This window comes from Streptomyces chattanoogensis (assembly GCF_001294335.1).
Taxonomy (GTDB): Bacteria; Actinomycetota; Actinomycetes; order Streptomycetales; family Streptomycetaceae; genus Streptomyces; species Streptomyces chattanoogensis.
In genome coordinates, this window is sequence record NZ_LGKG01000148.1 from 16103 (window position 1) to 40585 (window position 24483).

Here is a 24483-nt window from a genome sequence, read left to right on the forward strand (position 1 = left end):
AGTTGACCAGGGAGACGAAGAGATGACCGAGAACGGCAAGGTATGGCTGGTCACCGGTGCGAGCAGCGGTTTCGGGCGGGCCATCGCCGAGGCCGCGGTCGCCGCCGGTGACACGGTGGTCGGCACGGCCCGACGGCCCGAGGCGCTGGCCGACCTGGTCGCCGCGCACCCCGACCGGGTGGAGGCGATCGGCCTGGACGTGACCGACGGCGGGCGGATCGACGTGGTGGCCGCTGACGTCCTGGCTCGCTACGGCCGGGTGGACGTGCTGGTGAACAACGCCGGGCGCACGCAGGTCGGGGCGTTCGAGGAGACCACCGACCGGGAGCTGCGCGATCTGTTCGAGCTGCACGTGTTCGGCCCGGCGCGGCTGACCCGGGCGCTGCTTCCGCAGATGCGGGAGCGGGGCAGCGGATCGATCGTGAACATCAGCAGTTTCGGCGGACAGCTGTCCTTCGCCGGGTTCTCCGCGTACAGCGCGACCAAGGCGGCGCTGGAGCAGCTGTCGGAGGGCCTGGCCGACGAAGTGGCGCCGTTCGGCATCAAGGTGCTGATCGTGGAGCCCGGCGCGTTCCGCACCAACCTGTTCGGCAAGGGCGCGGCCTACTTCTCCCAGGAGCACCCGGCGTACGCGGAGAAGGTCGGCGCCACCCGGAAGCTGTTGCAGGACGGCGACGGCACCCAGCCCGGGGACCCGGTGAAGGCCGCGGCGGCGATCCGGCTGGCCCTGGACGCCGAGAAAACCCCGCTGCGGCTCGCCCTCGGCGGCGATGCGGTGGACTTCCTCGTCGGGCACCTGGACTCGGTGCGGGCCGAGCTCGCCGTGTGGGAGAAGGTCTCTCGGGGGACGGACTTCGACCCCCGGTGACGGTCCAGAGCGGCGCGGGACCTGTCAGCGCAGGCAGAACCCGTTCCTCTGCGTTCCTGGCGGCGACAACGCCAACCGGACCACGGCGGCCCAGTCCGACGCCGTCCCGCCGGCGGGCTGTCGGACGAATCCACACCTTCAAGAGTGTCTCAGGAGTGCCCTGATGAAATCCCTGCTCAAGTCCTCCCCTGCCGCCGGCGCCGCGGCCGATGCGCCGAAGGCGGCCCGAGGCGGCTCCACGGTGGTGCTCGGCGCCGCCCTGCTCGGCTTCTTCCTCATCTCGCTGGATGCGTTGATCGTCACCGTCGCACTGCCCGACATCGGCCGCAGCCTCGGCTGCGGCATGTCCGGCCTGCAATGGATGGTGGACGGATACACGCTGGTATTTGCCGCCCTGATGCTCTCCGCAGGCGCCCTCTCCGACCGCATCGGGGCCCGACAGGCGTACGGCGGCGGGCTGGTGCTCTTCGCGCTGGCCTCGGCCGCCTGCGGACTGGCGCCCAACCTCGGTGTGCTGGTGGCGGCGCGGCTGGTGCAGGGGGCCGCGGCGGCGGTGATGATGCCGGCGTCGCTGGCGCTGGTCCGGCAGGGTTTCCCCGACCAGGCGAAGCGGGCGCAGGCGATCGCCGTCTGGACCGTGGGCGGCGCGGTGGCGGTGGCGGCCGGGCCTGTGCTCGGCGGGGCGCTCACCGCTGCCGTGGGCTGGCGGTGGATCTTCTTCGTCAACCTCCCGGCGGGCCTGCTGGCGCTCGCCCTACTGGCCCGGGTGCCGACCTCCCCGCGGCTGCCCGCACGGCTGGACGTGGTCGGGCAGGTGACGGCGGTGGTCGCGATGGGCGCGCTGACGTACGGCGTGATCGAGGGCGGCGACAAGGGCTTCGGCCGGCCGCTCGTGGTGGCGTCGCTGCTGGTGGCCGCCACCGCGGCAGCCGCCTTCCTCACCGCGCAGGCCAGGGGCGCGCACCCGATGCTCCCCCTGCCGCTGTTCCGCTCGCGGGTGGTGGCGGTGTCCTTGGTGGTCGGCTTCATGCTCAACGCCGCCTACTACGGAGGGGTGTTCATCTTCAGCCTGTACCTCCAGCAGGAGCGCGGGCAGTCCGCGCTGCAGGCGGGCCTGATGTTCATCCCGATGACGGCGCTGGTCGCCGTGGTGAACCTGGCCTCGGCGAAGCTGGCCGCGCTGTTCGGCCCGCGGGTGCCGATGGTGGCAGGACAGCTGGTCGGGACGGCCGGGCTGCTGGCGCTGCTCGGGGTCGGCGCGCACACCCATGTGTGGGCGGTGGCGGCGCTGATGGTGCCGGTCGGTCTCGGCGGGGCACTGACCGTGCCGGCACTGACCGCCATGCTGCTCGACGCGGTGCCCGCGGACCGGGCGGGCACCGCGTCCGCCGTGCTCAGCACCGGCCGCCAGGTCGGCGGAGCGATCGCGGTGGCGGTCTTCGGGGCGCTGCTGGCGGGGGCGAACACGTTCCTGGCCGGAATGCGGTGGAGCATGCTGCTCGCGGCGGCCGGGCTCGTACTGACGGCGGGCGCGACGCTCACGCTGCCGCGGTACGGGCGCGGGGACGAGGAGGCGTGAGGCCTGCTGCGGGCCTGGGCGTGCCCGGAGTGCCCCTCGGGGCACGGCCCGGGGAGACCCTCGCTGTCCCGGCCGGCGGACGGGCGATCACCCACGGCGGCACCACCGGAGTGATCACAGCAGGGCGAACTGCCCCTCCGGCCCCTCTTCGTGATGGTCGAGGACGGAGGCCGGGCGGCGCGCGGCAACCGGTGCAGGGAGGATGCCCGCCTCCCGCAGCCGGTCCGGTGCGATGTCCGGCGCATCCGCCGTGCGTTCCGCCAACTCCGCGCGCTGTGGCTCCAGTTCGGCCAGCAGCGCCACCACGGTGATCAGCTCCAGCAGTTCCGACGTCCACTCCTGTGGCCAGGCCGTGGTGCGCAGCGCCGCCAGCGTGCCCTCCTGGGCGGGATCCGCGGCGGACGCGCGTTCCGTGAACCAGGTCTCCAAAACTCGTACGCCGCCCGCGTGGAAGTCCCACGCGTCCGGCGGCACCGGCGAGATCCGGCCGTCGCCGAGCAGCAGGGCCTCCTCGTCGGGGTCGTAGCCGAGGGCCCCCGGCAGGCCCCGGGCGGGCAGTGCGGAGCGGACGTAGGGGCGGCGGCCGCCCGGCATCCGGGGCCGTTCGCCGGCGTGCGGCCCGTAGGCGTAGCCGCCCCGGGTGTGCAGCCACAGCAGCCGTTCGCCGAGTGCGACGCCGGCGTCCCAGACGGCCGGGTCGGCGGTGAGGGGGACCGTGGTGCCGTCGGGGGAGTGGCGGGCGCTCGCGAGGATCCAGGCGATCAGGCCGGTGGGGCCGACCGGGCGGTCCAGGATGCGGGCGAGGAACTCGGGCAGGCCCGGGGCGAGGTTGGGTTCGAGGCCGCCGGGGCGCCGGTACAGGGGGTGGATACGGCCGGGGCGGCCCGCCGGGGAACTGCCGTCCGGCAGCAGCGCGGAGCACACCACGGCCGGGCCGGGCACCTGCGGCACCTGCCCCGCCTCGACCGCGAACAGCTGCCGCGCGTCCGCCACCCGCCACAGCTCCGGCCGCGCCGCATCGATCAGCCGGTGGTCGGGCAGCAGCCACTGCCGGTCGAAGGGGCCGTGCAGGATCCGTACGGGCTCGGGGCACGGTCCGAGCGCGCGGGAGAGCCGGCCGGTGGGCGTGGCCTGGCCCGGCAGCTGCCCGACGGCGGAGTGCAGGGTCCGCGCCCGGGACGGGCGGAACAGCCGCTCGCGGGCGGCCGCGTCCTCGGCGGTCACCAGCGCGTTCCACCGGGCGCGCAGCACGGCCGGATCCGGCCCCCGCACCCAGGAACGCCCCAGCCGCAGCGGCGGCACGGACCACGGCATCAGTTCGGACAGCCGTGGCGCGGCCGGCCGTGGCGCGCCCTGCTTCGCCGTCACGCGGAGCCCCTCCCGGACCGTTCGGTTGACCCCGGCATGGTATCCACGGGCGCGGGCGCCCCGGGGCGGCTGCCGGGGGCGTCCGCCGTGCCGGTGCGCCCTTCCGCTTACTGATCTTGGAGCGGTACGGTCCCGCCGTACGCCCGTCGTATGCAGGGAGGACGACCGTATGCAGGGGAGGACCGTATGACGGGGTGGACCCCATGACGGACACCGCTGTTTCCCGGGCCCGGGTCGCCGCGCGGCTGGACCGGCTGCCGCCGTCCCGGTGGCACCGCCGGATCACCCTCACCGTAGGCATCGGCGCCTTCTTCGACCTCTACGAAATCTTCCTGGGCGGCGTGCTCGCCGCGGTCCTCGCCGAACAGTGGGACCTCGGGCACACCGCGAAGTCATGGGTGATCGCGGCCGGATTCCTCGGCATGTTCGCCGGCGCCAATGTGCTCTCCGTGCTCGCCGACCGCTTCGGACGGCGCCGGATGTTCCTGGTCAATCTGGGCGCGTACTCCGTTTTCTCGCTGGCCTGTGCCTTTGCCCCGGATCTGCCCTGGCTGCTCGTACTGCGCTTTCTCGCCGGACTCGGGCTGGGCGCCGAACTCGTCCTGGTGGACACCTACCTCGCGGAATTCCTGCCCAGGGCGGTGCGCGGCAGATACATCGCCGCCGCGTACACCTTCGGATTCGTGGGGGTGCCGGTCGCGGCGCTGCTCGGCGCCCGTCTGGTGGCCGGACATCAGCTGCTGGGCATCGAGGGCTGGCGCTGGCTGCTGGTCGCAGGCGCGCTCGGGGCCGGCTTCCTCCAGCTCATGCGGCGCCGACTGCCGGAGTCACCACGGTGGTTGACGGTGCACGGAAGGGAGGAGGAAGCCGTCCGGATCGTGCGGGACATCGAGGAGCGGGTGGCGGGGGAGACCGGCCTCACCCTCCCCTCCGTACCGGAAGCGGAGACCGTTCCGGAGCGCCGGGTGCCGCTCGGGGAGATGTTCCGCGGTGACCTGCGGCGGCGCACCGTCATGTGGTGGATCTTCCAGGTGCTGCAGACCGTCGGCTATTACGGCTTCGGGTCGCTGGCGCCCGTGGTGCTGACGGCGAAGGGCCACACCGTCACCGAGTCGCTGCTGTACGCGGCGCTGGGCTTCTGCGGCTATCCGATCGGCTCGGCGCTGTCCGTCCCGCTCATCGACCGCATCGAACGCCGGACCCTGATCATCGCCTCGGCGCTGGGCATCGCCGCCTGCGGTCTGGCCTTCGGCTTCGCCGCCGCCACCTGGGCCGTCGTCACCTTCGGCTTCCTGCTGACGGTGTGCAGCAACGTCTTCTCCAACGCCTTCCACGTCTACCAGACCGAAATCTTCCCGACCGGCCTGCGCAGCAGCGCCATCGGCATCGCGTACTCGCTGTCCCGGCTCACGTCCGTGGCGCTGCCGTTCGTCGCGCTGGCGGTGCTGGACGGTCTGGGCGCTGCGGCGGTGTTCACCGGGTCGGCGGTGCTGATGCTCTTGCTGTGTCTGGATGTGGCGCTGCTGGGGCCGCGCAGTACCGGGCGCAGCCTGGAGCGGATCTGAAGCGGCCGCGGGTCCGGGACCGTACGGCCGTCCGGGGCCGGTCCGTACGGTCAGTGGGCATCCAGCGTGACCGTGAACGAGAACCGGTCCCCGCGGTAGTGGATCCGGGCCACATCGACCACCCGCCCGCCCTCGTCGTACGTCACGCCCGTGTAGTGCAGGATCGGGCTGAGCAGCGGCACTTCGAGGAGGCGGGCGGTCTCGGGGTCCGCCAGGCGGGCCTCGACGGTGTCGGTGATACGGCTGATGCGCACGCCCACCGCATCCCGCAGCACCTTGGTCATCGGCCCGCGCTCCAGGTCCGCCGGATCGATCAGGGCGGCGACATCGGGGCGGACGTAATTGCGCGCGTGGTTGGTCGGCTGGTCCGTCTTCTCGTCGCTGCGGAGCCGGCGGAAGCCGGTCACCTCCGTCATGTCCGGGAAATACTCGGACAGTTCGGGAGGTACCGGCACCGGGCCGTGCTCCAGCAGCTCCGTGCGCATCCCGGACTGCTGGGCCACGATCGCATCCACCGAACCCAGCAGCCGTACCGGCGCCCCCCGCTGTGCACCGGGCTCGATGAACGTGCCGCGGCGCCGGTGCCGGCTGATCAGGCCCTCCGCCTCCAGTTCCTTGAGGGCCTGCCGCATGGTCAGCACGCTCACGCCGTAGTGCGCGGCCAGCGCGTCCTCGGTGGGCAGCCGCAGCGGCGCATCGGCAGCGCGTCCCAATATGGAGGCGCGCAGCGACTGCGAGACCTGATACCACAGCGGCAGCTTGCGGTTCAGGGCGAGCGAGTCGGGAGCGAAGGTGGTCACAGAGCGATCCCCGGTGTGCAGAGGGTTCCCCCGGTGTCAGGGGCGGAAGTGGCGCTGGAGACCCTGCCATACGTCGTCGTAACCGCGCTGCAGATGCCCGGCGTCGCGGGCCTGCTCGGTGAGCGTCAGCGGCCAGCGGGTCTCGAACATGAAGGCCAGCCCGTCGTCGATCTTCTGCGGCTTGAGCTCGGCGGCGCTGGCCCGGTCGAAGGTCTCCCGGTCCGGACCGTGCGCCGACATCATGTTGTGCAACGAGCCGCCACCGGGGACAAAGCCCTCCGCCTTCGCGTCGTAGGCGCCCTCGATCAGCCCCATGTACTCCGTCATCACATTGCGGTGGAAGTACGGCGGCCGGAAGGTGTCCTCGCCGACCAGCCAGCGCGGTGCGAAGACCACGAAGTCGACGTTCGCCAGGCCCGGGGTGTCGGACGGGGAGGTGAGGACGGTGAAGATCGACGGGTCGGGGTGGTCATAGCTGATCGACCCGATGACATTGAAACGGCGCAGGTCGTAGACGTACGGAACGTGGTTGCCGTGCCAGGCGACGACATCCAGCGGGGAGTGGTCGTAGGTGGCCTTCCAGAGGTTGCCGCAGAATTTGCTGACGACCTCGAAGGGGCCCTCGACGTCCTCGTAAGCGGCCTCCGGGGCGAGGAAGTCCCGCGGGTTGGCCAGCCCGTTGGCGCCGATCGGGCCGAGGTCGGGGAGCTCGAAGGGACGGCCGTAGTTCTCGCAGACATAGCCGCGGGCGTCCGCGTCCAGCAGCTCGACGCGGAAGCGGACGCCGCGGGGGATCAGCGCGACATGCCCCGGCTCGGCGCGCAGCAGGCCCAGTTCCGTACGGATCAGCAGCCCGCCGCGCTCCGGCACGATCAGCAGCTCGCCGTCGGCGTCGCTGAACACCCGGTCCGTCATGGAGGAGTTGGTGTAATACAGGTGCACGGCCATGCCGGTGCGCTGGGTGGCGTCGCCGTTGCCGCCCAGCGTCCACAGGCCGGAGAGGAAGTCGACGGGGCCGGCCGGCTCGGGCAGCGGGTTCCAGCGCAGCCGGTTGGGGTCGGGGACGCAGTCGGTGAACGGCGCGGAGCGGATCGCGCCCTGCTCGGCGCGGACGAACGGCGGATGTGCGGCCGACGGGCGGATGCGGTAGAGCCAGGAGCGGCGGTTGTGGCGGCGCGGTTCGGTGAACGCCGACCCGCTGAGCTGCTCGGCGTACAGGCCCAGCGGTGCGAGCTGCGGGGAGTTGCGGCCCACCGGCAGCGCGCCGGTGACGGCCTCCGAGCTGTGCTCGTTACCGAAGCCGGAGGAGTACGTCAGCCCCTCGGCCGTCTTCCTCGCCTGCTCGTTGCCCGTACCTGACATCGTGCGCTCCCCTCGCAGGGGCGGGCCCCGGTTCTGGTCCCTCTCCTGCTCCTGCTCCTGAACCAATCCTATGCAAGACCTTAGGATTGCCTGCCGGGGTCGCGTACGTCAATGGATGTTCCCGGCCGCGATGGCCGGATCCCGGCGTTCCGCCACTCCCCGTACGAAGGCCGGGCAGGATGTCCGGGTGCAGCCGACCCCACAGTCCCCTCCGCCTTCTGCCGCGCTCCGCCACGCCCCCGTCCAGCAGCGCAGCGCCCAGCGCCTCGCCCGCATCCTCGACGCCTGTGCCGAACTCCTCGACGAGACCGGTTACGAGGACCTCAGCACCCGCGCCGTGGCCTGCCGCGCCGATGTCCCGATCGGCTCGGTCTACCGCTTCTTCCCCAACAAACGCGCCATGGCCGAGGCGCTCGCCCGGCGCAATCTCGACGCCTACGCGGACCGGATCACCGCCCGCCTCACCGCCCCGGACGCGGTGGCGGGCTGGCGGGCCGCGATGGATGTGGTGGTCGACGAATACCTCGCCATGAAGCGGACGGTCCCCGGGTTCGCGCTGGTGGAGTTCACCGTCCCCGCCCCGCCGGCCTCCCGCCGCGCCAACCACGAGGTCGCCGACCGGCTCCTCGCCCTCCTCGCCGGCCCCCTCGGCCTGGACCCCGCCGACGAACGGCTGCGCACCGCGTTCCTCGTCGCGGTCGAGGCGGCCGATGCGTTGCTGCAGCTTGCCTTCCGTGTGGATGCGGCGGGCGATCCTGCGATCGTGACGGAGTGCAAGGCGGTGCTGGGCGCATACCTGTCGCTGCGCTTGGCCTGAGCCCCACGTTTTTGGCTTTCCCGCCGCGGTTTCTTCTCGCCGTTGCGCCTGCGGCGGGCTGGTTGCCGCTGCGCGGGGCTGTTCGGCAGCGGCACCGGGCTTACACGGCTCCGCCGCTACAGCCCGGCACCTCGTACGCGCGCAGTGAGCAGACCACGCCTGCCCCCACCGGCCCCTTACCCCCACCCACGGGAGGGGCCACTCCGCAGGACGAAGTCCGGAGGAGGGGCACCGCACCCGTACGCACCCACGCCCGCCGCAGGCGCAACGGCGAGAAGAAACCGCGGCGGGACGGCCGACAACGTGGGGAGAAACCCCAAGCGCAGCGCCCCGTTTTGCTCGTATTGCTCGCGTGTCAAGGCCTTGTTAACGAAACTTTGCGGCACCTAACGTCACCCCAGCCGCCACCCCCCGGCTGATGTTCAAGGGCGAACGTGAGGTACCCCTAATGCTGACAATCCTCGGATTTGTCATGATCGCCACCTTCCTGGTGCTGATCATGATGAAGAAGATGTCACCGATGGCAGCGCTCGTGCTCATTCCCGCGCTGTTCTGCGTCCTGGTCGGACAGGGCGCCCACCTGGGCGATTACGTCCTCAAGGGCATCGGCGACCTGGCCCCTACGGCCGCGATGCTGATGTTCGCCATCATCTACTTCGGGGTGATGATCGATGTCGGGCTCTTCGACCCGGTCGTCCGCGGCATCCTCAGGTTCTGCAAGGCCGACCCGGTGCGGGTCGTGGTCGGTACGGCGCTGCTCGCCGCGATCGTCTCGCTGGACGGTGACGGCTCCACCACCTTCATGATCACGGTCTCGGCGCTCTACCCGCTCTACAAGCGGCTGAAGATGAGCCTGGTCGTCATGACCGGCGTCGCCGCCACCGCCAACGGCGTGATGAACACCCTCCCCTGGGGCGGCCCGACCGCCCGCGCCGCCACCGCGCTCAAGCTCGACGCGGGAGACATCTTCGTCCCGATGATCCCGGCGCTCGCCGTCGGACTGGTCGCCGTCTTCGCCCTCGCGTACGTCCTCGGGCGCCGCGAGCGCAAGCGGCTGGGCGTGCTGACGCTCGGGGACGTCCGGGTGGTGGACGAGACCGTCGAGGAGAAGGAGGCCGAGCAGGTGCTGGTCGGCGCGGGCGGCGGCGGTGCGGTCGCCACCGGGCGTACGGCCGCGGCGGGCGGCGGGGGCACCGGCCCGGCGGCTGCCGATGCCGCGGCGGAGGTGGACCTCCAGGGCCTGGACCCGCAGCGGCCCACTCTCCGGCCCGGGCTCTACTGGTTCAACGCCGCGCTCACCGTCGCGCTGCTCACCCTGCTGATCATGCAGACCCTGCCGATCCCGGTCCTCTTCCTTCTCGGCGCGGCCCTCGCCCTGACGGTCAACTTCCCGCACATGAAGGACCAGAAGGCCCGCGTCGCCGCGCACGCCGAGAACGTGCTGAACGTCTCCGGCATGGTCTTCGCCGCGGCCGTCTTCACCGGTGTGCTCACCGGCACCGGCATGGTCGAGCACATGGCCCGCTGGCTGGTCGCCGGGATTCCCGACGCCCTCGGCCCGCACATGGGCCTCGTCACCGGCGTGCTGAGCATCCCGCTGACCTACTTCATGTCCAACGACGGCTTCTACTTCGGCATCGTCCCGATCCTCGCCGAGGCCGGCGCCGCCCACGGGGTCGCCCCGATCGAGATCGCCCGTGCCTCCCTCGTCGGCCAGGCGCTGCACATGTCCAGCCCGCTGGTCCCCGCCGTCTACGTCCTCGTCGGCATGGCCAAGGTCGAGTTCGGCGACCACACCAGGTTCACCGTCAAATGGGCCGCGCTGACCTCGCTGGTGGTGCTGGGCGCCGGGCTGCTGTTCGGCATCATCTAGACGCCGCGGGCCGCCCCCGCCGGTCCGCCCATCGGCCGCCCCGCGGCCAACGCCGCCCGTGCCGCCCGGACTTCGTCCATCGCCTGCAGATGCCCGCCGGACTCCGCGCAGCGCTCGGCCCGGTCCAGGAGCCGGGCCGCGTCGTCCGGGGCGGGGACGGTACGGACCCGGGCCAGGGCGGTCAGCGCGAAGGCGAGGGCGGTACCGCCGAAGGGGGCGGCCAGTTCGACGGCCGCCCCGGCCAGGCGCTCGGCCTCCGCCGACTCGCCGAGCAGCAGATGCAGCTCGGCGAGATTGGCGCGTTCGAAGGCGGTGGCCGTGGGGCGCCCGGCCTGTTCGGCCAGGGCCAGGGCGCGGCGCCCGTACTCCAGTGCCTGCCGGTACCGGCCCGCCCGGCGCGCGGTCTCGCGCAGTACCGACAGGACGGTGGCCATCACGGCCGGATCCCCGGACTCCTCGGCCGGGGCCAGCGCCCGTTCGGCGGGCCCCGCCGCCTCTCCGGTCCGGCCGGACAGGCCCAGACAGACGGTCTGCTGGGCGAGGGAACGGGCCAGCAGGATGCGGCCGCCGCGACCGTGGGCCGTTCCGGCCGCCCGCTGGGCGGCCCGCGCGGCGGCCAGCCCCTCCTCGTACCGGCCGGTGTACGAGAACACCGCGGACCACGCCATATGATGCGCCGCCCGCACCTCGTCGGGCGCGCCGGGCCCCGGCGGATGGGCGCCGAGCACGGCGAGCGCCTCCTCCGCGCCGGCGCCGCGGCTGCGGGAGAGCACCTCCGCCAGCCGGGCGGCGGCCAGCGCGGCGGCGTCGCACAGCCCCTGGCGCCGGTACGCGGCGAGCGCCTCCCGCAGTACGCCGACGGCCTCCTCGTACCGTCCCGCACGGTCCAGGTCCCGCGCCCAGTCCAGCCGCACCCGCGCCGCGTCCGCCTCGGGCCGGGGCCCCGCATCCCCCGCGGCGGGCTCCGCGCGGGCCAGGGCGCCGCGCACCTCGTCGCGCAGCCGCGCCAGGCGCTCGCGCGACGGTTCGGCCCAGCTCGCGTACCGGTCCTCGGGGAGCAGCTCACCGGACAGCGCCGCCAGTGCGGCCGTCAGCTCCGGGCCCCGGCCGCCGGCCAGTGCCTGCCGGGCGAGCGCCGCGGCGTGCTCGGTGTCGATCCACACCGCGTCCCGAGCCAGCCGCAGCAGTACCCCGTCGGCGGTCAGATACGAGGAGGCAGCGCGCGGCCGCAGTTCGGGCTCCAGCGCATGCCGGGCCGCGTGCAGCGCGACCCGCAGACTGCGCAGCGCGGCCGGGAGTTCGGCGTGCGGCCAGCACACGGCCATGATCTGCTCGCGGTGCAGCTGACGGTCCGGCGCGAGGGCGAGCAGCTTCACCACCGTCCGGGCGCTGGGCCGGGACCAGCGCTCCGCGAGCGGCGCGCCACCGTCACGCGCCAGCCGGAATCCGCCGAGGAGACGGATGCGCAGCAGCGGGGGAGTCATGGCCGTGGACGCTCCAACCGATCGGGTAGCGGGGGCTGTTACTGGCATGTCACTGGCGGGATCCGGTCCTTCGGCGTGGCCGGTCACGGGCGGTCGGCCGCAGTGATCGCGTCAATGTACCGGGGGCCGCCGGGAGGAGGCCCGATGTGCGTTGACGGTGGGGCGGGGCGGTGTCGAGGATGTGCCCGTACGCACCGCCAGACCAGCGACACCGCCCCGACCAGCGACATCGCCCCGGTGAGCGACTCCGCCGCCGTGCGGTGGACCCCTTCCAGGAGGAAGCGTGCAGCGTTCCCGTGCTCTTGTGCTCTCCGCCCTCGTTCTCGTCTCCGGTACGGCCGTGACGGCTCATGCGGCCGACGGCTCCCGTTCCGCCGCTCCCGCCGCGCACGGCAGGTCGGCCGCCGCGTCCTGGTGTGCACAGCAGGGCGGCGAGGCCCAGACCCGCGTCCCGTACTACACCGGCAGCGGAAACAAGATCACGCCGCTGGGAGGTGAGCGGGAGATGTGCCTGTTCACCGCCGAGGACGGCAGCCGGATCATGATCGCGGCGGACACCCTGGCCGCCGGCAAGCCGACCCTGGCCGCGCTCGCCTACGTCCGTAAGCCCGACGGCCCGAGCGGCCCCGGCAACCCGTCCATCGCCTACTGCCAGGGCATCAACGGCACCGCGATGTTCGGCAACCGGCCCACGGACGGCGGCGGCTGGGGCGTCCGGAACGAGACGGACCCGTCGAAGCCGGTCTCGGCCTGCATGTTCGGCGACGGGTCGGTGATCGACGCCTGGGGGCTGAAGTACCACCAGGGCGGGGTGATCCGCGGCGCCGATCTGACGAAGAAGTTCCGGGCACACCTCCCGGCCGGGTGACCGCTCGTACGCCCCGTTCGTCATGATGGCCGGGTGACGCGCTCCACTCCCGGAGAGGGGTGGCGCCCCTCAAACTAGCGCCGCTAGTTTGAGGGGCGCGGCAGACCGCCGCGCGCCTGGACCGCTCGGGAGGACGGCTAGATGACGGCACACGACGGGATGTACATCGACGGAGCGTGGCGGCCCGCGGCCGGGGACGGCACCATCGAGGTGCGCAACCCCGCCGACGAGCAGGTGATCGCGACCGTACCGGCCGGCAGCGCCGAGGACATCGACGCCGCCGTACGCGCCGCCCGTGCCGCGCTGCCGGCCTGGCGGGCGACCGCCCCGGCCGAGCGCGCCGCCCGGCTGGCCGCACTGCGCGACCGGCTCGCCGAGCGCGCCGGGGAGATCGCCGCGACCATCACCGCCGAACTGGGCTCGACGCTGGCCTTCAGCACCCGGGTGCAGGCTGCCGTGCCCGTCGCGGTGACCGGGATCTACGCCGAACTGGCCGCCTCGTACGCCTTCGAGGAGAAGCTCGGCAACTCCACCGTCCTGCACGAGCCGGTCGGCGTGGTCGGCGCGATCACGCCCTGGAACTACCCGCTCCACCAGATCACCAACAAGGTCGCCCCGGCGCTCGCCGCGGGCTGCACCGTCGTGCTCAAGCCCGCCGAGGACACCCCGCTGACCGCCCAGCTGTTCGCCGAGTGCGTCGACGCGGCGGGCATCCCGGCCGGTGTCTTCAACCTCGTCACCGGGCTCGGTACGGTCGCCGGCCAGGCGCTGGCCGAGCACGAGGGCGTGGACCTGGTCTCCTTCACCGGCTCCACCGCCGTCGGCAGGAAGATCGGCGCGATCGCGGGCGGCGCCGTCAAGCGCGTCGCCCTCGAACTCGGCGGCAAGTCCGCCAACGTCATCTTGCCCGGCGCCGATCTGGCCAAGGCCGTGCACACCAATGTCGGCGATGTCATCCGCAACTCCGGCCAGTCCTGCAACGCGCTGACCCGGATGCTCGTCCACGCCGACCAGTACGACGAGGCGGTCGCGCTCACCGCCGAGGCGGTCGCCCAGTGCGTGCCCGGCGACCCGACGGCGGAGGGCAGCCGCCTCGGCCCCCTCGTGAACGCCAAGCAGCGCGACCGCGTCCGCGGCTTCATCGCGCAGGGCGTGAAGGAGGGCGCCCGCCTGGTGACCGGCGGCGAGGAGGCCCCGGACGGCCTCGAGTCGGGCTACTACGTCCGCCCGACCGTCTTCGCGGACGTGACCGAGGACATGACCATCGCCCAGGAGGAGATCTTCGGCCCGGTCATCTCGATCCTGCGGTACGAGGACGAGGAGGAGGCCGTACGGATCGCCAACGGCACGGTCTACGGGCTCGCCGGTGCGGTCTGGGCCGCCGACGAGGAGACCGCGGTGGCCTTCGCCCGCCGCCTGGACACCGGCCAGGTCGACATCAACGGCGGCCGTTTCAACCTGCTGGCCCCGTTCGGCGGGTACAAGCAGTCCGGCGTCGGCCGCGAACTGGGCCCGCACGGTCTGACCGAGTATCTGCAGACCAAGTCGCTGCAGTTCTGACGTCGCTGCAGTTCTGAGCCGCCCCCTCCCTACTCCCCGAGGAGCTCCCGTGGCCGTCCGCGCCGCCGTCCTGTCCGCCGTCAACGCCCCGCTCCGGGTCGCCGAGATCGATCTGCCCGAGCCCGGCCCCGGGCAGGTCCGGATCCGGCTCGCCGCCGCGGGCGTCTGCCACTCCGACCTGTCGCTGTCCAACGGCACCCTGCGCCAGCCCGCCCCGGCCGTCCTCGGCCACGAGGGCGCGGGTACCGTCACCGCCGTCGGGCCGGAGGTGACGACGGTGGCCCCCGGCGACAAGGTCGTCCTCAACTGGGCGCCGTCCTGCGGCAGTTGCCACTTCTGCGGGCTGTCCGAACCATGGCTCTGCGCCAACGCCGGTCTCACCGCGAACACCCCGTACGCCACCCTCGCCGCCGACGGCAGCGAGCTCTACCCGGGCCTGGGCACGGCCGTCTTCGCCGAGGAGACGGTGGTGCCCGCCCATGCCGCGCTGCCGCTGCCGGACGGCGTACCGCTGGCCGACGCCGCGCTGCTGGGCTGCGCGGTGCTCACCGGCTGGGGCGCCGTCCACCACAGCGCGCAGGTGCGGGCGGGCGAGTCGGTCGCGGTCTTCGGGGTCGGCGGGGTGGGCCTGGCCACCCTCCAGGCGGCGCGGATCGCGGGGGCGGGCCCGGTCGTGGCCGTGGACGTCTCCCCGGAGAAGGAGGAACTGGCGCGGGCGGCCGGGGCCACCGAGTTCGTGGTGTCGGGGGAGGACACCGCGAAGCGGATCCGCAAACTCACCGGCGGCATGGGCGCCGACGTCGCCATCGAGTGCGTGGGCCGCGCCGACACCATCCGTACGGCCTGGTCCGCCACCCGCCGCGGCGGCCGCACCACGGTCGTCGGCATCGGCGGCCAGGACCAGCAGGTCACCTTCTCCGCCCTGGAACTCTTCTACTTCGGCCGCACCCTGTCCGGCTGCGTCTACGGCAACAGCAACCCGGCCGCCGACCTCCCGGTCATCGCCGCACACGTCCGCTCCGGCGCCCTCGACCTCTCGGCCCTGGTAACGGAACGCATCGGCCTCGACGGCATCCCGGCCGCGTTCGAGGCCATGGTGGCGGGGAAGGGCGGGCGGTCGCTGGTGGTGTTCTAGGGGGTGTTCCAGGACGGTGAGTGGCACCGGGCACCGCAGTCGGCCGGGTACGGATGTGCCGGAATCCGACATTCGGCGCGCCTGTCATGGCAGAGTCATCGCCATGTTGACCTTGCCCCTTGGCCGGCGCAGACGCGTTGCCGCGGCCGCTCTCCTCGTGAGCGCCGCCATATCCCTGACCGCCTGCGGTACGCAGCGCGCTACGGATGTGGCGGCCGGTGCCCCTGGCGCGCCCCCGAGCCCCAGCCACAGCCCCAGCCACAGCCCCGGTTCCCCGGGCGCCTCCCCCTACGTGGAGCCGGGCGCCGGCGACGGTGCTCCGCACTACCGGGAGAACAACGCCTTTCGCCGTCCCCGCGATATGTCCCCCGCCAGTGCGAAGGACGCGAAGAAGGAAGCCGATCGCATCGAGCCCGTGCTCAAGCGGCTCTGGGGACAGAAGAAGTGGGACCCCAAGAGCGTGCGCGCGGCGCTGCTCGAGCTCGGGTACAAGGAGGAGCGGACCGGGCCGAAGGGCGAACGGCTCGGCGGGACGCTCACCGTGCGGGAGATGGACTCGCGGTTCGAGACCGACCACTACGTCACGCCCGAGGGCGCCCTGGTCGGGCTTCGTGTCCATGACGACGCCTGTGTGACGGCGTTCGTGCAGAAGACCAACTACCAGGTCGCGACCAACGGCCCGTACCTGGAACACGGCTGCTTCGAGCCGCCCTTCGGCCACTGAGCCGCCCCTGGGGCCCGTCCAGCGGATCATGGCCGGGCCCGCGACACCTGCCACGGCACTTCGTGGCGTTGCCGAAACGTCCTCAGGGCTCAGGCGGGGCGAAGCCAGGGGGGGTAGCTCCCGCGCCCTCAAGGCGTGGGGGAGCACCGGACGTTGCGGCCTTTCCGGCCCTGATCCGCCGGACAGGTCCCAGGCCCCCTCACCCCGTGACCCGCCGCAGCCTGGGAAACGCCGGTGCCGCCGCCAGGAAGGCCAGCGAGACCAGGACGAACGGCCAGGTGAAGGTGTGGCCGCCGGACGGGGCGAAGAGGGCGGCCAGGGCCGGGCTCAGGGCGGTCGCGGCCGCCGCGCCGATGACGGCGTAGGCCAGGCTCCAGGCGTCCGCGACGAGGAACACCCCGCACAGCGCCATCGCGGCCAGTACGGCGTTGTAGCCCATCGTGCCCTCGGCCACCTGCTCGGCGGGTGCGCCGAGGGCCCAGGCGGTGAGGATGCCGACGGCGCTGCCGACACACGCCAGGACGCCCGCCCGGCGGCAGGCGAGGAAGATGCCGAGCAGGAAGATCAGGCCGACGTACCACTGCGGCATGAAGAAGATCTGGCCGATGTTGGCGAAGAAGGCGTGCCACAGGTCGGTGACGGTCAGGGCGGTGGGGCCGGCGGCCGGGCGGGAGAGCGTGGCCGGGCCCGCGTCCTGGTGCCAGACCCTCCCCCACTGCCAAAGGGCGTGGGAGGTACCCCCTTCGGCGGGCGCGGCGATGGTCATCGCGCTGGCCGTGAGGCAGAAGGGGAGGGTGAAGGTGGGCAGGTCCCAGGTGGCCAGTATGCGCGCGGCGGCGCCGGTGAGGATCGTGACCACCGCGCTGCCGGTGAGGGCGAGTACGGCGGTGGACGGATGGTGGGGGCCGAGGAAGACGGCACAGCCGACGGCCACCAGGCAGGAGTTGAACCCCTCGAGGCCGGCGGTGATCCGGTCCCGGTCGGCGCCCAGGAGGCGGGCGGTGGCGGTGCCGACGGCCGTGCCGGTCAGTCCGTAGAGGCCGAACTCCCAGCCCGCCGCGAAGAGGGCGACCGAGAAGACCACACCGGTCAGTGCGCTCGGCAGGAAGTCCACCTGCGCCTGACCGCGCAGCACCTCGATGCCGAAGCCGACGAGCCGTCTGCAACCCGTCCGGAAAGGGCCGTTGACGGCCGCCGTGCCCGACGCGTGCACGCCGCCTCCTGCAGGTACCGGATGTCCCTGACCGCCGGAGGCCGAGGGACTTTACCTTTATTTTCCGGGTGCGCAGGGTTATCCGGACATCGTCGTTCCGTACGGAGGTGTCGGGTGCCGTTCGTCGCTCCGTACGGCGTCGTCAGTCGTGGTGGGGCGGTACGCGTTCCGGGTGGTGCAGCGCCAGGCCGTCCACCAGGGCCTGCAGGCCGGTTTCGAAGGCGCCCTCGTCCACCTGGCGCTGGTGCTCGGCCAGGAGATGGGCCTGGCCCAGGTGCGGATAGTCGGCCGGGTCGTACGCGCCCGGGTCGTCCACGAAGCCGCGGGCGAACGAGCCCAGGGCGGAGCCCGCCACGAAGTAGCGGACCATCGCGCAGATCCGGGTGGCCTGGGCCGGGGGCCAGCCCGCCTCGACCATGCCGCCGAACGCCGCATCGGCCATCTTCAGCCCGGCCGGACGGCGGCCGGGGCCCTGGGCGAGGAACGGCACGATGTGCGGATGCGCGGCGAGCGCGGCGCGGTAGGAGCGGGCCCAGCCCAGCAGCCCGGACCGCCAGTCCCCACCCGCCCGGAACGCCGACACATCGACCTCGGCGATGACGGTGTCGGCGACCGCGTCGAGGATCTCGTCCTTGGTCGTGAAGTGGTTGTAGAGGGACGGCCCGCTCACGCCCAGCTCCGCCGCGAGGCGCCGGGTGGAGAGCGCCGGGAGTCCTTCCGCGTCGATGAGCGCCAGCGCCGTGGTGACGATGCGTTCGCGGCTCAGGAGGGGCTTGCGGGGTCGGGCCATGACGCACATAGTAAAGGCCGTCCGGCTAAAACTAGCAGTGGTAATTAAGTGGTGATCCAGTGGTGATCGACTGCTGTCGTCGACAGGGGGCCTTGATGAATCTGGAGCTCAGCGCGGAGCAGACCGCGGTACGCCGGCTCGCCCAGGACTTCGTCGACCGCGAGGTCGCACCGAACGCCGCCGCCTGGGACCGTGCGGAGCAGGTCGACCGCGGCATCGTGAAGAAGCTCGGCGAGGTGGGCTTTCTCGGGCTCACCGTTCCCGAGGAGTACGGCGGTTCCGGCGGCGACCATCTCTCGTACGTCCTGGTCACCGAGGAGCTGGGCCGCGGCGACTCCGCGGTGCGCGGCATCGTCTCGGTCTCCCTCGGGCTGGTGGCCAAGACCCTCGCCGCCTGGGGCGACGAGGAGCAGAAGCGGACCTGGCTGCCGCGGCTGACGTCCGGCGAGGCGGTCGGCTGCTTCGCCCTGACGGAGCCGGGCACCGGTTCCGACGCGGCCCACCTCGCCACCCGGGCGGTCCGCGAAGGCGACGATTACGTCATCGACGGCGCCAAGATGTTCATCACCAACGGCACCTGGGCCGATGTCGTCCTGCTCTTCGCCCGCACCAACGACGCCCCCGGTCACCACGGCATCAGCGCCTTCCTCGTACCGGCGGACACACCCGGCCTCGACCGCCGGGAGATCCACGGAAAGCTGGGGCTGCGCGGCCAGGCCACCGCCGAGCTGATCCTGGACGGCGTACGGGTCCCGGCCGCGGCCCTGCTCGGGCCGGAGGGCAAGGGCTTCTCGGTCGCGATGTCCGCGCTGGCCAAGGGGCGGATGTCGGTCGCCGCGGGGTGCGTCGGCATCGCCCGGGCCGCCCTGGACGCCGCGCTCGGCTACGCGGGGCAGCGCGAGCAGTTCGGCAGGCCGATCGCGGGGCATCAGCTGGTGCAGGAGCTGATCAGCGATATCGCGGTGGATGTGGATGCGGCACGGCTGCTGACCTGGCGGGTGGCCGATCTCATCGACCGGGGCGAACCCTTTGTCACCGAGGCGTCGAAGGCCAAGCTGTTCGCGTCCGAGGCCGCGGTGCGCGCCGCCAACAACGCCCTTCAGGTCTTCGGCGGTTACGGCTATATCGACGAGTACCCGGTCGGCAAGCTGCTGCGGGACGCCCGGGTGATGACCCTCTACGAGGGCACCAGCCAGATACAGAAGCTGGTGATCGGGCGGGCGCTGACCGGGGTCTCCGCTTTCTGACGCGGCCCGGCCGCGTCGCTAAGCGCTTGCTCAGCAACGCGGTATGGTGTTCGATCCGTCAGGGGAACGTCCCTGGCGGATCGAGGAGCGGGGTACGCGATGGGTGCGGCGGCGGAACGCGCGAAGGCCGAGAACGAGGAGTGGGCCGGGGTCACCCCGGACGCCGCGCGACGGCTGGTCGGCGCCGCGGTCCAGGCGTTCGCCGAGCGCGGCTACCACGCCACCACCACCCGGGACATCGCCGGCCGGGCCGGGATGAGCCCCGCCGCGCTCTACATCCACTACAAGACCAAGGAAGAGCTCCTCTACCGCATCAGCGGCATCGGCCACGAGAAGGCGCTGCGGATCATGGGCGCCGCCGCCGAGGCCGGGGGCACCGCCACCGAGCGGCTCGCCGATGCGGTGCGCACCTTCGCCCGCTGGCACGCCGAGCACCACACCACCGCCCGGGTCATCCAGTACGAACTCCAGGCGCTCAGCACGGAGCACTACGCCGAGATCACCGGTCTGCGCCGCCGGACCGACCGTTTGCTGCGCGGGATCATCCAGGACGGTGCGGACGGCGGCGAATTCCTGGTCGATGACGTCCCGGGCACGACGCTCGCCGTGCTGTCGCTGTGCGTGGACGTCGCCCGCTGGTTCACGGCGGACGGCCCGCGCACCCCCGACGAGGTCGGCGCGCTCTACGCCGACCTCGTCCTGCGCATGGTGGGTGCCCGCGTCACAGATAAAAACGGCTGACCGACTCCGCGACGCACACCGGCTTGTCGCCGCCCTCGCGCTCGACCGTGACGACCGTGGTGAGCTGCACCCCGCCCTTCACCTCGGCCACCTCCGCGATCTTCGCCGTGGCGCGCAGGCGCGAGCCGACCGGGACGGTGGCGGGGAAACGCACCTTGTTGGTGCCGTAGTTGATGCCCATCTTCACGTTGTCGACCCGCATCAGCTGCGGTACGAGGGTGGGCAGCAGCGAGAGCGTCAGATAGCCGTGCGCGATGGTCGTACCGAAGGGGCCGGCCGCGGCCTTCTCCTGGTCCACATGGATCCACTGGTGATCGCCGGTGGCGTCCGCGAACAGATCGATCCGCTTCTGGTCGATCTCCAGCCAGTCGCTGGGGCCCAGCTCCTCGCCGACCGCTCCCCGCAGCTCGTCGGCCGATGCAAACACTCGGGGCTCTGCCATCCTTGTCCGCCTCCTCGGGATTCGGTGTCCTGCTCGGCGCATACCTGCTCGGCGCCGCGCTTACTAAGCGCTTGCTCAGCATGCGGAGTGCGAGCACCCGTGTCAACGGCCGGGGAAACGTCGGCGGCTAGGGTTGAGGGGTGCCTCAGCTTCCCCACAAGGTTCATGAACTCTCCGTCGGCCAGCTCTCCGCGCGCAGCGGTGCGGCCGTTTCCGCGCTGCACTTCTACGAGTCCAAGGGGCTGATCAGCAGCACCAGGACGGCCGGCAACCAGCGGCGCTACACCCGGGACGCGCTGCGCCGGGTCGCCTTCGTCCGGGCGGCGCAGCGGGTCGGCATCCCGCTGGCGGTGATCCGGGACGCGCTGGCCGAGCTGCCGGACGAGCGCACGCCCAACCGCGCCGACTGGGCCCGGCTCTCCGAGGTCTGGCGCGGCGAACTGGACGAACGGATCAGCCAGCTCGTCGAACTGCGCGACCGGCTGACCGACTGCATCGGCTGCGGCTGCCTCTCGATGGAGAAGTGCGCGCTGTCCAATCCGTACGACAACCTCGGCGAACAGGGGCCCGGCGCGCGGCGGTTGCGTGTCGACCGCAGCGCCAAGGACCCGGAGCAGGAGAGCGCCGCCGAGGGCGGGTCCTGCGCGCCGGGGGAGGGCGGCGCCGTCCGCCGGTGAGCGCGCGCTCGCGCGGGGCAGCGCGAGCGCGGCGCTGATCACCAGACGGACGGTTTACGGCCGGCCCACGGGCGGGCCCCCTCCAGCTGGGCGGAGAGCGCGATCAGCGTCGCTTCGTCGCCGTACCGGCCGGCCAGCATCACACCGATCGGCAGGCCCTCGGCGTTCCACTGCAGCGGGACGTTCACCGCGGGCTGCCCCGTCATGTTGGAGAGCCCGGTGAACGGCGTGAAGGCCGCCAGGGCGGCGATCTCGACCTGCAGGGCGGCGTCGTTGCGCAGCGCACCGACCGGCACCGGGGGTGACGCCAACGTGGGGGAGAGGATCACGTCGTAGCCGGTGCCCGGCGGCATCAGGCCGTCGGCGAGGGACTGGGCGAGCGTGCGGAACGCGTACACCGAGCGCGCGAAGTCCGTGCCGGAGACCTGGGCTCCGCGGTCGCGCAGATAGCGGGTGAGCGGCATCAGCAGCTCCTCGCCTCCCGGCGGGACCGGGCGGTTCGCGGCCATCACGGACCAGACGTGGAGGAAGGCCTCGTCGATCGCGTCGTCGGACGGCAGCGACAGCTCCTCGACCTCGTGGCCGAGCCAGGTCAGCAGCGTGGCGGTGTCGGTGACCGCCGCGCGGCAGTCGGGGTGCACCTCGACGCCGGGGACGGGCGCCCCGGTGAGGCAGGCGATCCGCAGCCGGCCGGGATGGCGCAGGGCGTACGAGGCGAAGGTCTCGCCGGGCGGCAGCGGCGGAGCTGTGTAGGGGTCGCCGGGCATCGCGCCCGCCATCGCGTCCAGCAGGGCGGCCGCATCGGCGACCGTACGGGCCAGCGGGCCGGAGGTCATCAGTCCCGTGATGTCGTGCAGCACCGGGCCGTTGCTGATCCGGCCGCGGCTGGGTTTGATGCCGTACAGCCCGCAGGCCGCCGCCGGGATGCGGACCGAGCCGCCGCCGTCGGTGGCGTGTGCGACGGGGGCCAGGCCTGCGGCGACGGCCGCGGCCGCCCCGCCGCTCGAACCGCCCGCCGAACGCTCCAGGTCCCAGGGCGTACGGGCGGGCGGCGCCAGGCCGTTCTCGGTGTAGCAGGGCAGCCCGAATTCCGGGGTGTTGGTCTTGCCGAGCAGAATCGTGCCGGCCGCCCGCAGCTTGCCCTGCACATGGTCGTCGACGACCGGGACATGTTCGGCCAGCGCCCGCGAGCCCATTGTGCAGCGCACGCCCGCCACGTGGTTGAGGTCCTTCACCGGCACCGCGACGCCGTGCAGCGGCGGGAGTGCCCGCCCCTCCCGGCGGGCCGCGACGGCCTCGCGCTCGGCCTCCGCGGCCTGTTTGCGGGCGATCTCGGGCGTACGGGTGAGAAAGGCGCCGAGGGTGTCGTCCAGCCGGTCGATCCGCACCAGATAGTGCTCGGTGAGCTCGACGGGGGAGAGCTCGCCGGACCGGATGGCCGCGGCCTGCTCGAGCGCGGTCAGATCGTGCAGTTCGGCCATGGGCGTCCACCCTCTCGTCTGGCGTCCGTGCCGCCCTGGTGCCGCACGGACCGGGGGGCCGCCGCGTCGCCACGCCGGCCCACAGCCATCCCAGCACCACAAGCGCGGGGCGACGGGCGTGACGGGCGGTCATGGGCCGGTTTTCTCCGTTCCGGTGGCCGGTGGCTGCTCCGCCGTGGCCGTGTCAGGCGGTACGGCTGTCCGGCCGCGCCGAGCTCACCCCTGCGCCCCGGCCGAGCCGGCCCGGCTGCCGTACTCCGCCTTCGCCGCCCGCACCAGCTGGGCGTTGCCGGCGGCCGGGCTGCCGTCCGGCAGCAGGAGCGTGTCCTCGATGCCGATGCGGGTGTGCAGGCCCAGTTCACCGGCGAGCCGCAGCACCGGCCAGGCGCTGCCGTTCATGCCGTGGAGGAGTACGGGGCGGCCGTGCTGCGGCAGAGCGGCCAGCAGCTCGCGGACGGCCTCGAGCGCCGGCTCGGCGTCGTCGATGATGGCTTCGGCCAGCACCCTCAGGACCCGCGGCGCGTGCGGAGAGCGGGCGAAGTGCGCCACGGCGTCGGTGCGTGCCCACAGCCCGGCCTCGACGCCCACGCCGCGCTCCAGCAGGGCGGCGGCGACGCTGTCGGCGCCGGGCTCATGCCAGTTGACGGAGGCGTGGTCGGGCAGCACGGTCCACGACCGGATCCGTTCGACCCGGCGCTCGGGGTCCGGCTCGGCCCAGGCGCCGGTCGTCACACCGACCGGCACGTCCACCGCCTCCCGTATCGCCTCCAGGACCGGGCCCACCACATTCGGCGAGAGCGAATCCTCGCCGCAGGGGGTCTTCGGATGGACATGGACGTCCTCGGCGCCGGCCGCCACCGCCTGCCGGGCGGCATCGGCGAGCGCGGCCGGTGTCAGCAGGACCGCGGCGGATTCGGCCGCGGTCCGGGCGCCGTTCAAACAGACCTGAATCATGTTCCGATCATGGCACAGGGGTCTGACAACGCCCTTGGAGTTCACGGTCGTTGGTGCGGGGGAGCGGGCGGGGCCGGCTCTCACCTCCGCACGCTCACGCCGCCGCGAAGGCCCCCGCTCCGCCGGCCCGCCCGGCGGCGGCCAGCGCCTCCCGCAGTGCCTCCGAGGTGAGCACCGATACCGGGGCCACCACCCCGCACTCCCGGCAGGCCGGCCCGGACGCCGGGCAGTCGGCGGATTCCGGGAGCCAGGCGAAGCGCGTCCCGCCGCACACCGGGCAGTCCCGGCGCGGCCGCCCCGACTCCATCGCCGCGATCATGCTGCGCAGCACCACCGCGAGGCGGGCCGCCGGATGCCGCTGCGGTGACTCGCACGGCACGATGTCACAGCCGCCCCAGGTGCGCCGGTGCCAGTCGTCGAGGGCGCCGGGCTGGCGGATGCCGTCGTGCTTCTCTCTGCGGCGCCGGGCGGCGAACTCCTGCTCGTACGCCAGCCAGACGGTACGGGCCTCCTCCAGTTCGGCCAGCGCGGCCACCAGCCGCTCGGGGTCGGGATTGCGGTCGTGGGCCACGATCCCGGCCCGGGTGCACAGATGGTGCCAGGTGGCGCGATGCCCGTACGGGGCGAAGCGCTCCAGGCACTTGCGCAGCGCCGTCCGGCGCTGCGCGGCCACGAGCCCTGGATTGCGGACCTGTTGTGCGAGTGCTCTGAAACCGGCCACCTTGTCCCCACCTCCGTGCGGAGAACCCGACTGGACACGGAAGGGACGTACCCGATCGCCGCCCGGATCCATCGAATTTCCGTGTGCTTCGTTCCTGCGTCCCGGCCCGGCCGCCGTGCAGCGGACTGTGGGGAATTCGAAAAGGTGACCGGTGTTCATCTTCCCGTCATGAGTAACCGCCGGTAACGTCCCGCCGACCAGCCTCCCAAGGAGC

General features: G+C 72.8%; 22 protein-coding genes. 12 read left to right on the plus strand and 10 right to left on the minus strand.

Annotation, left to right across the window (positions count from 1 at the left end):
* Nucleotides 1-22: 22 nt before the first annotated feature.
* Together ADL29_RS24015 and ADL29_RS24020 are read left to right on the plus strand one after the other, a co-directional pair.
* The gene (locus ADL29_RS24015) at nt 23-868 is read left to right on the plus strand and encodes an oxidoreductase (protein WP_053925676.1); all 846 of its coding nucleotides are present in this window, start codon (nt 23-25) and stop codon (nt 866-868) included.
* 163 nt (nt 869-1031) lie between these two features.
* Nucleotides 1032-2447, plus strand: coding sequence for an MFS transporter (locus ADL29_RS24020; protein WP_053925677.1), 1416 nt, complete (start codon nt 1032-1034; stop codon nt 2445-2447).
* A gap of 114 nt (nt 2448-2561) precedes the next feature.
* On the opposite strand, the gene ADL29_RS24025 is transcribed toward ADL29_RS24020, so the two are convergent.
* Nucleotides 2562-3815, minus strand: a complete 1254-nt coding sequence (locus ADL29_RS24025; RefSeq protein ID WP_053925678.1) for a type ISP restriction/modification enzyme — start codon at nt 3813-3815, stop codon at nt 2562-2564.
* A 203-nt stretch (nt 3816-4018) separates the two neighbouring features.
* On the opposite strand from ADL29_RS24025, the gene ADL29_RS24030 reads away from it, so the two are divergent.
* Nucleotides 4019-5380 carry an MFS transporter gene (locus tag ADL29_RS24030; RefSeq protein ID WP_053925679.1) on the plus strand — a complete coding sequence of 454 codons (1362 nt, stop codon included), beginning with the start codon at nt 4019-4021 and terminating at the stop codon, nt 5378-5380.
* Between the two features lie 50 nt (nt 5381-5430).
* Here ADL29_RS24030 and ADL29_RS24035 read toward each other — a convergent pair whose 3' ends face one another.
* Together ADL29_RS24035 and hmgA are read right to left on the minus strand one after the other, a co-directional pair.
* Nucleotides 5431-6180 carry a GntR family transcriptional regulator gene (locus ADL29_RS24035; protein ID WP_053925680.1) on the minus strand — a complete coding sequence of 250 codons (750 nt, stop codon included), beginning with the start codon at nt 6178-6180 and terminating at the stop codon, nt 5431-5433.
* Between the two features lie 36 nt (nt 6181-6216).
* Nucleotides 6217-7542 carry a homogentisate 1,2-dioxygenase gene (gene hmgA, locus ADL29_RS24040; RefSeq protein ID WP_053925681.1) on the minus strand — a complete coding sequence of 442 codons (1326 nt, stop codon included), beginning with the start codon at nt 7540-7542 and terminating at the stop codon, nt 6217-6219.
* Nucleotides 7543-7729: 187 nt separating this feature from the next.
* Here hmgA and ADL29_RS24045 point away from each other — a divergent pair, with 187 nt between their 5' ends.
* Together ADL29_RS24045 and ADL29_RS24050 are read left to right on the plus strand one after the other, a co-directional pair.
* Nucleotides 7730-8359, plus strand: coding sequence for a TetR/AcrR family transcriptional regulator (locus ADL29_RS24045; protein WP_053925779.1), 630 nt, complete (start codon nt 7730-7732; stop codon nt 8357-8359).
* A gap of 448 nt (nt 8360-8807) precedes the next feature.
* Entirely contained in the window at nt 8808-10232 is a 1425-nt protein-coding gene (locus ADL29_RS24050; RefSeq protein WP_053925682.1) for a CitMHS family transporter, read from the plus strand.
* Here ADL29_RS24050 and ADL29_RS24055 read toward each other — a convergent pair.
* A complete protein-coding gene (locus tag ADL29_RS24055; RefSeq protein WP_053925683.1) occupies nt 10229-11716 on the minus strand; it encodes an AfsR/SARP family transcriptional regulator in 1488 nt (495 codons plus the stop codon). The genes ADL29_RS24050 and ADL29_RS24055 overlap by 4 nt on opposite strands.
* A 283-nt stretch (nt 11717-11999) precedes the next feature.
* On the opposite strand from ADL29_RS24055, the gene ADL29_RS24060 reads away from it, so the two are divergent.
* From ADL29_RS24060 to ADL29_RS24075, 4 genes are all read left to right on the plus strand, one after another.
* A complete protein-coding gene (locus ADL29_RS24060) occupies nt 12000-12584 on the plus strand; it encodes a hypothetical protein (RefSeq protein WP_053925684.1) in 585 nt (194 codons plus the stop codon).
* 141 nt (nt 12585-12725) lie between these two features.
* Nucleotides 12726-14144, plus strand: coding sequence for an aldehyde dehydrogenase family protein (locus tag ADL29_RS24065; protein WP_053925685.1), 1419 nt, complete (start codon nt 12726-12728; stop codon nt 14142-14144).
* A gap of 49 nt (nt 14145-14193) precedes the next feature.
* Nucleotides 14194-15279 (plus strand): Zn-dependent alcohol dehydrogenase, encoded by a 1086-nt coding sequence (locus tag ADL29_RS24070; RefSeq protein ID WP_053925686.1) that lies wholly within the window; start codon nt 14194-14196, stop codon nt 15277-15279.
* A gap of 157 nt (nt 15280-15436) precedes the next feature.
* Nucleotides 15437-16003 (plus strand): hypothetical protein, encoded by a 567-nt coding sequence (locus ADL29_RS24075; RefSeq protein WP_245689607.1) that lies wholly within the window; start codon nt 15437-15439, stop codon nt 16001-16003.
* A 199-nt stretch (nt 16004-16202) separates the two neighbouring features.
* Here ADL29_RS24075 and ADL29_RS24080 read toward each other — a convergent pair whose 3' ends face one another.
* Together ADL29_RS24080 and ADL29_RS24085 are read right to left on the minus strand one after the other, a co-directional pair.
* A complete protein-coding gene (locus ADL29_RS24080) occupies nt 16203-17216 on the minus strand; it encodes an urea transporter (protein ID WP_078971245.1) in 1014 nt (337 codons plus the stop codon).
* Between the two features lie 142 nt (nt 17217-17358).
* On the minus strand, nt 17359-18006 hold the full coding sequence (locus ADL29_RS24085) for a TetR/AcrR family transcriptional regulator (RefSeq protein ID WP_053925781.1): 648 nt from the start codon (nt 18004-18006) through the stop codon (nt 17359-17361).
* Nucleotides 18007-18101: 95 nt separating this feature from the next.
* On the opposite strand from ADL29_RS24085, the gene ADL29_RS24090 reads away from it, so the two are divergent.
* Both ADL29_RS24090 and ADL29_RS24095 read left to right on the plus strand, forming a co-directional pair.
* Complete coding sequence (locus tag ADL29_RS24090) at nt 18102-19253, plus strand: acyl-CoA dehydrogenase family protein (RefSeq protein WP_053925688.1); 1152 nt, start codon at nt 18102-18104, stop codon at nt 19251-19253.
* A gap of 99 nt (nt 19254-19352) precedes the next feature.
* On the plus strand, nt 19353-19994 hold the full coding sequence (locus ADL29_RS24095) for a TetR/AcrR family transcriptional regulator (RefSeq protein ID WP_046928820.1): 642 nt from the start codon (nt 19353-19355) through the stop codon (nt 19992-19994).
* Here ADL29_RS24095 and ADL29_RS24100 read toward each other — a convergent pair.
* Nucleotides 19975-20436, minus strand: a complete 462-nt coding sequence (locus ADL29_RS24100; protein ID WP_046928821.1) for a MaoC family dehydratase — start codon at nt 20434-20436, stop codon at nt 19975-19977. The genes ADL29_RS24095 and ADL29_RS24100 overlap by 20 nt on opposite strands.
* 140 nt (nt 20437-20576) lie before the next feature.
* Between ADL29_RS24100 and soxR the strand changes: the two genes are divergently transcribed.
* On the plus strand, nt 20577-21113 hold the full coding sequence (gene soxR, locus ADL29_RS24105; RefSeq protein WP_053925689.1) for a redox-sensitive transcriptional activator SoxR: 537 nt from the start codon (nt 20577-20579) through the stop codon (nt 21111-21113).
* A 38-nt stretch (nt 21114-21151) separates the two neighbouring features.
* On the opposite strand, the gene ADL29_RS24110 is transcribed toward soxR, so the two are convergent.
* The 3 genes from ADL29_RS24110 to ADL29_RS24120 all read right to left on the minus strand — a co-directional run bounded on the left by ADL29_RS24110 (nt 21152) and on the right by ADL29_RS24120 (nt 24269).
* Nucleotides 21152-22594, minus strand: coding sequence for an amidase (locus ADL29_RS24110; protein ID WP_053925690.1), 1443 nt, complete (start codon nt 22592-22594; stop codon nt 21152-21154).
* A 216-nt stretch (nt 22595-22810) separates the two neighbouring features.
* Nucleotides 22811-23548, minus strand: a complete 738-nt coding sequence (locus ADL29_RS24115) for a 3-keto-5-aminohexanoate cleavage protein (RefSeq protein ID WP_053925691.1) — start codon at nt 23546-23548, stop codon at nt 22811-22813.
* Between the two features lie 94 nt (nt 23549-23642).
* Nucleotides 23643-24269: a hypothetical protein gene (locus ADL29_RS24120; RefSeq protein WP_053925692.1), complete on the minus strand. Its 627-nt coding sequence runs from the start codon at nt 24267-24269 to the stop codon at nt 23643-23645.
* Between the last annotated feature and the right edge of the window lie 214 nt (nt 24270-24483).

Excerpts from the sequence above, each read along its gene's own strand:
- ADL29_RS24015 (WP_053925676.1), top strand. The coding sequence starts at position 23 with ATGACCGAGAACGGCAAGGTATGGCTGGTCACCGGTGCGAGCAGCGGT.
- ADL29_RS24020 (WP_053925677.1), top strand. The coding sequence starts at position 1,032 with ATGAAATCCCTGCTCAAGTCCTCCCCTGCCGCCGGCGCCGCGGCCGAT.
- ADL29_RS24030 (WP_053925679.1), top strand. The coding sequence starts at position 4,019 with ATGACGGACACCGCTGTTTCCCGGGCCCGGGTCGCCGCGCGGCTGGAC.
- hmgA (WP_053925681.1), bottom strand. The coding sequence starts at position 7,542 with ATGTCAGGTACGGGCAACGAGCAGGCGAGGAAGACGGCCGAGGGGCTG.
- ADL29_RS24050 (WP_053925682.1), top strand. The coding sequence starts at position 8,808 with ATGCTGACAATCCTCGGATTTGTCATGATCGCCACCTTCCTGGTGCTG.
- ADL29_RS24055 (WP_053925683.1), bottom strand. The coding sequence starts at position 11,716 with ATGACTCCCCCGCTGCTGCGCATCCGTCTCCTCGGCGGATTCCGGCTG.
- ADL29_RS24065 (WP_053925685.1), top strand. The coding sequence starts at position 12,726 with ATGACGGCACACGACGGGATGTACATCGACGGAGCGTGGCGGCCCGCG.
- ADL29_RS24085 (WP_053925781.1), bottom strand. The coding sequence starts at position 18,006 with ATGGCCCGACCCCGCAAGCCCCTCCTGAGCCGCGAACGCATCGTCACC.
- ADL29_RS24090 (WP_053925688.1), top strand. The coding sequence starts at position 18,102 with ATGAATCTGGAGCTCAGCGCGGAGCAGACCGCGGTACGCCGGCTCGCC.
- ADL29_RS24095 (WP_046928820.1), top strand. The coding sequence starts at position 19,353 with ATGGGTGCGGCGGCGGAACGCGCGAAGGCCGAGAACGAGGAGTGGGCC.
- ADL29_RS24100 (WP_046928821.1), bottom strand. The coding sequence starts at position 20,436 with ATGGCAGAGCCCCGAGTGTTTGCATCGGCCGACGAGCTGCGGGGAGCG.
- ADL29_RS24110 (WP_053925690.1), bottom strand. The coding sequence starts at position 22,594 with ATGGCCGAACTGCACGATCTGACCGCGCTCGAGCAGGCCGCGGCCATC.
- ADL29_RS24115 (WP_053925691.1), bottom strand. The coding sequence starts at position 23,548 with ATGATTCAGGTCTGTTTGAACGGCGCCCGGACCGCGGCCGAATCCGCC.